Source organism: Synechococcus sp. H55.11 (assembly GCF_047462475.1).
In the GTDB taxonomy this organism is placed as follows: Bacteria; Cyanobacteriota; Cyanobacteriia; order Thermostichales; family Thermostichaceae; genus Thermostichus.
The window spans coordinates 1,838-7,636 of the sequence record NZ_JANSJI010000066.1; the positions used below are offsets into that span (position 1 = coordinate 1,838).

General features: G+C 62.2%; 6 protein-coding genes and 1 pseudogene. 4 read left to right on the forward strand and 3 right to left on the reverse strand.

All coding sequences use genetic code 11. From position 1 onward, the window contains the following. Positions 1-197, reverse strand: a pseudogene (locus NW853_RS02760) (hypothetical protein); the annotation flags it as partial. A 1-nt stretch (position 198) separates the two neighbouring features. Here NW853_RS02760 and minC point away from each other — a divergent pair. From minC to NW853_RS02780, 4 genes are all read left to right on the forward strand, one after another. Continuing rightward, the gene (gene minC / locus NW853_RS02765; protein WP_414335788.1) at positions 199-939 is read left to right on the forward strand and encodes a septum site-determining protein MinC; all 741 of its coding nucleotides are present in this window, start codon (positions 199-201) and stop codon (positions 937-939) included. Continuing rightward, complete coding sequence (minD, locus tag NW853_RS02770; RefSeq protein WP_414335781.1) at positions 936-1,742, forward strand: septum site-determining protein MinD; 807 nt, start codon at positions 936-938, stop codon at positions 1,740-1,742. The genes minC and minD overlap by 4 nt, the downstream gene beginning before the upstream one ends. Positions 1,743-1,822: 80 nt before the next feature. Further along, positions 1,823-2,173: a cell division topological specificity factor MinE gene (gene minE, locus NW853_RS02775; protein WP_414335782.1), complete on the forward strand. Its 351-nt coding sequence runs from the start codon at positions 1,823-1,825 to the stop codon at positions 2,171-2,173. Positions 2,174-2,407: 234 nt separating this feature from the next. Then, a complete protein-coding gene (locus NW853_RS02780) occupies positions 2,408-4,591 on the forward strand; it encodes a cation:proton antiporter (RefSeq protein WP_414335783.1) in 2,184 nt (727 codons plus the stop codon). Here NW853_RS02780 and NW853_RS02785 read toward each other — a convergent pair. Then, positions 4,588-4,932, reverse strand: a complete 345-nt coding sequence (locus NW853_RS02785) for a gamma-glutamylcyclotransferase (protein WP_414335785.1) — start codon at positions 4,930-4,932, stop codon at positions 4,588-4,590. The two genes, NW853_RS02780 and NW853_RS02785, sit on opposite strands and share 4 nt — an antisense overlap. Positions 4,933-4,968: 36 nt before the next feature. Then, positions 4,969-5,580 (reverse strand): glycerol-3-phosphate 1-O-acyltransferase PlsY, encoded by a 612-nt coding sequence (gene plsY / locus NW853_RS02790; protein WP_414335787.1) that lies wholly within the window; start codon positions 5,578-5,580, stop codon positions 4,969-4,971. Positions 5,581-5,799 lie beyond the last annotated feature (219 nt).

The window sequence follows — 5,799 nt, forward strand, 5'->3', positions numbered from 1 at the left end:
TAGGGTAAAACCGGCAGCACAGGCAAGATCTCGATTTCGGTGCGCTGGGTTTGGGGGAGAGATTGCGCAGGCCAAGTGGAGCTGCCGGAGCTGACTAGGCCATGTTGAGCGATTTGGCCAAAAATTGCACCATACCCCTGGGGAAGAATGGAATAGGATGAGGCTCTATATTCGGGCAAATGTTCAGGCGCCGTCATGATGGGATCCCCTACATGGAACCCTGAAATCTCCCCGCTTACCCCATCTCCAGACTCCTGGGCTACGGGCAGTGTGTACTTTCGCTCGGATGCCCAAGGGATCCATCTGCACCTGCCCAGCACCCTGACCTGGGAAGAAGTTTGGGAGAACTTGGTGTGGCAGTTGCGCAGCCGCAAACCCCACTGGGCAGGAGTGGCTCCCCTGACCCTGTGGTGCCAAGGGCGAGAGCTGGACATGCCTGCCTTACAAATCCTTGCTGCCCTGTTGTCCCAGCATGGACTGCAACTGTGGCGCGTCCAAACCGGATCCCGCTCGACGGCGATTGCGGCGGCGACGCTGGGCTATTCTGTAGAACAATCTTCTCCCTTGGAGGCGATTCCCCCTGTCCCCCCGGATACCACCCCCCTCTACCTGCGATCCACAGTGCGCTCGGGAATGTCCGTGCGCCACCGCGGCTCGGTCTTCTTGCTGGGGGATCTCAACCCTGGCGGCGAGATCATTGCGGGCGGAGACATTTGGGTTTGGGGACGTCTGCGAGGGCTGGTGCATGCCGGCGCCGAGGGAGATAGGAGTGCTGTGATCTTGGCTTTGCAGTTGGAGCCGACTCAGTTGCGCATTGCCGATCAGGTGGCCCGTCCACCCGAGGGTGGATCCCCCCCCGACACGCCAGAAGTGGTTTACTTGCAGGAGGATGCCATCTGCATTGCCAGCCTTCAGGATTTTCTGCGGAGGGGGGTATGAGCCGAGTCATTGTCGTAACCTCTGGCAAAGGCGGGGTGGGCAAAACCACCCTAACGGCCAACCTGGGCACTGCCTTGGCGCGCTTGGGTCGCTCGGTGGTGGTGGTGGATGCCGACTTTGGCCTGCGCAACCTGGACTTGTTGCTGGGGCTGGAGAATCGAGTGGTGTACACGGCTCTAGAGGTGATTGCGGGGGAATGTCGCCTTGAACAAGCGTTGGTGAAAGACAAACGCACCCCCAATCTCTCGCTGTTGCCAGCAGCCCAAACCCGCAACAAAACGGCGGCCAACCCAGATCAGATGCGCCAGTTGATCGAGAAGCTGGCCGGCAGCCACGACTATGTGCTGATCGACTGCCCGGCAGGGATCGAACAGGGGTTTCGCAATGCCATCGCGGGGGCCGGCGAGGCACTCATCGTCACCACCCCGGAGGTGGCGGCAGTGCGGGATGCAGATCGCGTAGTGGGCTTGTTGGAAGCTGCACAAATTGCACCGACCCAGCTTATCGTCAACCGCCTGCGCCCCGATATGGTGGCAGCCGGCCAGATGATGTCGGTGGAAGACGTGGTGGAGGTGCTGGCCATCCCCTTGGTGGGTATCATTCCAGAAGACCGGGAGGTGATCGTCTCCACCAACAAAGGGGAGCCCCTAGTCCTCTCGGCCAACCCAACTCTGGCTGCTCAGGCCATCCAGCGCATTGCCCGACGGCTGGAAGGGGAGACGGTGGAATTCCCCAAGTTGGCCAGCTTGGGTGAGTCTTTCTGGGAAAAAGCCAAGCGGTTTTTAAACCAAAAGGTGCTTTGAATGGCTCTTCTGCCTGATTTGGATTGGGTTTGCCCATCCCCATTCGCCTTGACGACTGACTCCAGCTACCGCTAAGGCCCATGCTTCTCGATTTCTTAGATCAGCTTTTCTCCCGCCACTCCGGCAGCAGCCGCGAGCAGGCCAAGCAACGCCTGAAACTGATCTTGGCCCACGACCGCACCGACCTCACCCCGGCAGCCTTGGAAGCGATGCGGCTGGAGATTTTGGGGGTGGTGTCCCGCTATGTGGAGCTGGATGCGGAGGGGCTGCAATTTCACTTGGCGGCAGAAGGGGGGACGACGGCCCTGATCGCCAACCTGCCCATTCGTCGTGTCAAGCCCCTGGCGGAGGCCGGCCCCTGCCAAGAGGACAGCCTGCAACAGGGAGCTGCCCCCTCCGAGGGCGGCCATTTGAGTTCACCTTCGGCCTGAGCTACCCTAGACTCAAGGAGCAGTAACTTCAAGGTGTTACATAAAAGTGTTACATTCGGCCAGAGTTTGCCTGTTCGTCAAGATGCTTTCTCGCTGCTCCCACCTGTGTCTGTCCCGGCCCGGAGCGACTTGTAGTTGTTAACAGCCTGTTCATGTCAACCTTCTGTGGCCCCAACGCTAACCAAGACAGAACTGCTGGGACAGAGTTCTCGCTAAGGGAGGTTGAGCCTCGGCATGGAAAACTCCTTTGAGCTGACGATCCTGTTTACGCTGGCCCTAGTGGCCGGGATCGCAGCTCAAGTCCTGGCCAATTTTGTCAAGGTGCCCAGCATTGTTTTCCTGCTCCTGTTTGGGGTGCTGCTGGGCCCGGATGGCCTGAGCTGGGTTCACCCCCAGGTTATGGGATCCGGGCTGGAGGCGCTGGTGTCGTTAGCGGTGGCTCTGATCCTGTTTGAGGGGGGGCTGAACCTGCGGCTGCAACGCCTCAACCAAGTCTCCGATAGCCTGCGCAATTTGGTGTTGTTGGGATCCCTGCTGACCTTGGTGGGGGGAGCGGTGGCGGCCCACTATTTGGGGGAGTTTCCCTGGCCCCTGGCCTTTTTGTTCGGATCCCTGGTGGTGGTGACGGGGCCGACGGTGATTAACCCCATCCTGAAGCGGGTACGGGTCGATTCCGCCGTCAGCACCCTGCTGGAAGGGGAAGGGGTGCTCATCGATCCGGTGGGGGCCATCTTGGCGGTGGTGGTGCTGCAGGTGGTGCTTTCTGGCCACCCCAGCTTCCTCATGGCCTTGGAGCAGTTGTCCAGCCGCTTGGCCATTGGGTCGGCGGTGGGGGCGCTGGGGGGCTGGCTGATGGGATCCTTTCTGCTCTGGTCGCGGCAGTTTTTGACGGAGGAGCTGCGCAACTCGGTGGTGCTGGCGGGGGCGCTGGGGGTGTTTGCCCTGGCCCAGTCGCTGCGCTCCGAGGCGGGGCTGATGGCGGTGGTGATGGCGGGCCTGGTGGTGCGGCAGAAGGCGGCCATTGCCGAGCGGAGCGTGCGCCAGTTCCATGGCCAGTTGGTGGTGGTCGCTATCTCGGTATTGTTTATCCTGCTCACGTCCACCCTCTCTCTGAAGGCGGTATTTGCTCTGGGCTGGGGAGCGTTGGCCACGGTGCTCTGCCTGATGCTGGTGGTGCGCCCCTTGAGCGTGTGGCTGTGTACCTGGCGCAGCGACCTCAATTGGCGGCAGAAGCTGTTTGTGGCCTGGCTGGCCCCCCGCGGCATTGTGGCGGCTTCGGTGGCCTCTTTGTTTGCCATTTTGCTCACCGAGCGGGGCATTACCGGGGGAGATGCCCTCAAGGCGCTGGTGTTTTTGACCATCTCGCTCACGGTGACGGTGCAGGGGCTGACCGCCGCCTGGGTGGCCCGCTGGCTGGGCTTGGATCAGGGCAGTTCTACCGTGATCGTCGGCAACCATCCGCTGGTCGACCAGTTGGCCCAGTTGCTGCGCTCCCTCAACCAGGCGGTGGAGGTGCTGCCACTGCCGTCGGGATCCCGTCTGCGCGAGCCTGTCGGCCCAGCCGAGCTCAACGGCCACAAAGCCGGCCATACCTCAGGGCCCCAGCCCCCCACCAGCAATGGGCTCTCCAAAGCTCTGCCCGTTCGCGTCAGCGGGACGGAGTCCTTGGAGGAACCTGGCCAGGTGCTTCCCGGATCTTTGCAGGAAGCCGTGCTGAGCGAGTCAGCCTTCTTGAAAGCCGATATCGACCATGCGGAGACGCTGCTGATCCTGACTTTGGATCCCCAGATGAACTGGGCCATTGCCGAGTTGATGGTGAAGCTCTCGGTTTCCGCTGCCATCTGGACGGTATTGCTGCCGGAGATGCCCATCTCAGAAGGGATCCGCACCCTGCCGATCCCCTTTTCCCAACTGCAGCGCTGGGCCGGCTACCTGGAGGCCAACCGGGCCGAGTTGCGCTCGATCACCCTGCCCACCTTGGCGGATCTGGGTCTGAAGCCCCCCCAATTGACAGTGGCCTCGGCCCAGGAGTCGATCTCGGCGGCGCGCTCAGCTCTGCTCAACCCCTTTTCAGCCCAGATGGAAGTGGAGGATCCCACGTTGGAGCGGCTGCGGGATCAGTTTGCCTACCGCATCAAAGCCGATCTCTGCCTGCCTTTGTTGCTGGTGCGCCCGCAGCGCTTGGGGGGCTGGTTCCGGGAGGGAGGCGGATCGTCTCAACTGGGCCGGTTGTTTTACCTGCCTGAGCCGGACGTTTGGCGACGCGGAGATCGCATCTACTACCTGGAGCGCACGTCCAGCCCTGTAGAGGCCGCTGCTCCCTTTGCCAGAGAGTCGGATCCCCCGGAATGGGATCCACCCTCAGCCGAGTTACTGCCCCAGTATGTTGAGGGCGTCAAGCTCCACTTTGATCTCTAGGGATCTCGAGGCAGCCAGCGGCCACTGGGGATGAGCGAGCACCCCTGCACCTGCTTGGGCCGACCTAGGTATACCCAGGCCGATGTGCCGCTCTCCAATTGCACCCACCGTCGTTCGTACAGCCGCGGGTGATCTTCCAGCTCGTCTAGGCGGGGTAACAGGCTCAAGGGAATGCGGTAGCGCTCGCCGTAGAGCCGATTTTGGCCAGGAACCGCCATCGGGTAGGGGCCGAGATCGTAGAGGTCGATGTGGTTGAGGCTGTCGGTTCCCAAAAACTCTGCTCCTTGCAGCAGGCTGTGGTACTGGCCACCCCGCAGCAGGGATCCGTAAACGAAAACCACTGTCGTCTGTTCCATCGTGCTCTGGGACAGGGTGAATTAGGGAGATTGGGCCAATTTTTGGCCGATGCGCGGCTCCGAGCCGGCCAGCAGGCGCTCGATGTTGCGTCGATGAGCCCCGATCACATACACTCCGCCCGCCAAGGCAAACAACACATAGGGCAGAGGCTGAGCCATTGCCCACATCAGCAGCGGGGCCACCACCGCCGCCAGCAAAGAGCTGAAGGAGACAATGCGGGTGAGGGCGATCCCCAGTAGCCAGACTCCGCAAGTGGCCAGCGCCACCGGCCAAGCCATAGCCAACAAGATCCCCAGGCTGGTGGCCACCGATTTGCCCCCCTTGAAGCCCAGCCAACAGGAGCGGCTATGGCCGATCACCGCCCCCAGGGCCGCTACGACCACCCACCACGGCGATCCCAAAGCCGATCCCAGGGCCACCGCTGCCGCCCCCTTGGCAGCATCCACCAGCAACACCAGCAGCGCCGGCCCCTTGCCCAGCGTCCGCAACACATTGGTTGCCCCCGTCGAGCCGGATCCCTGTTGGCGGAGGTCGATGCCGCCCCACCAACGGCCTACCCAGTAGCCGGTGGGGATGGATCCCAGGAGATAGCCCCCCAGCGCCGCCAGGAGAGCAGCAAACAATGTAGGCATGGCCGGATCTTGAACGCTCTTCCCTCACTTTGCCACATGGCTTGAGCTGCAACTCCCTGACCTATTCATGAAACGTTTCTCTACGTCGTTGTTGCGACGCAATGCTGCCGCGAACGCGCCTATCCCTAACTCCCCTCTCCCTCAGGGAGAGGGGTCGGGGGTGAGGGCTGCTCCCTCAGGGAGAGGGGTCGGGGGTGGTCGCGTGAGCGGCGCGGAGCG

What these genes read in the sequence shown, in the direction of transcription:
- NW853_RS02780 (WP_414335783.1), top strand. Translation starts at nt 2,408, where the DNA reads ATGGAAAACTCCTTTGAGCTGACGATCCTGTTTACGCTGGCCCTAGTG.
- minD (WP_414335781.1), top strand. Translation starts at nt 936, where the DNA reads ATGAGCCGAGTCATTGTCGTAACCTCTGGCAAAGGCGGGGTGGGCAAA.
- minC (WP_414335788.1), top strand. Translation starts at nt 199, where the DNA reads ATGGGATCCCCTACATGGAACCCTGAAATCTCCCCGCTTACCCCATCT.
- plsY (WP_414335787.1), bottom strand. Translation starts at nt 5,580, where the DNA reads ATGCCTACATTGTTTGCTGCTCTCCTGGCGGCGCTGGGGGGCTATCTC.
- minE (WP_414335782.1), top strand. Translation starts at nt 1,823, where the DNA reads ATGCTTCTCGATTTCTTAGATCAGCTTTTCTCCCGCCACTCCGGCAGC.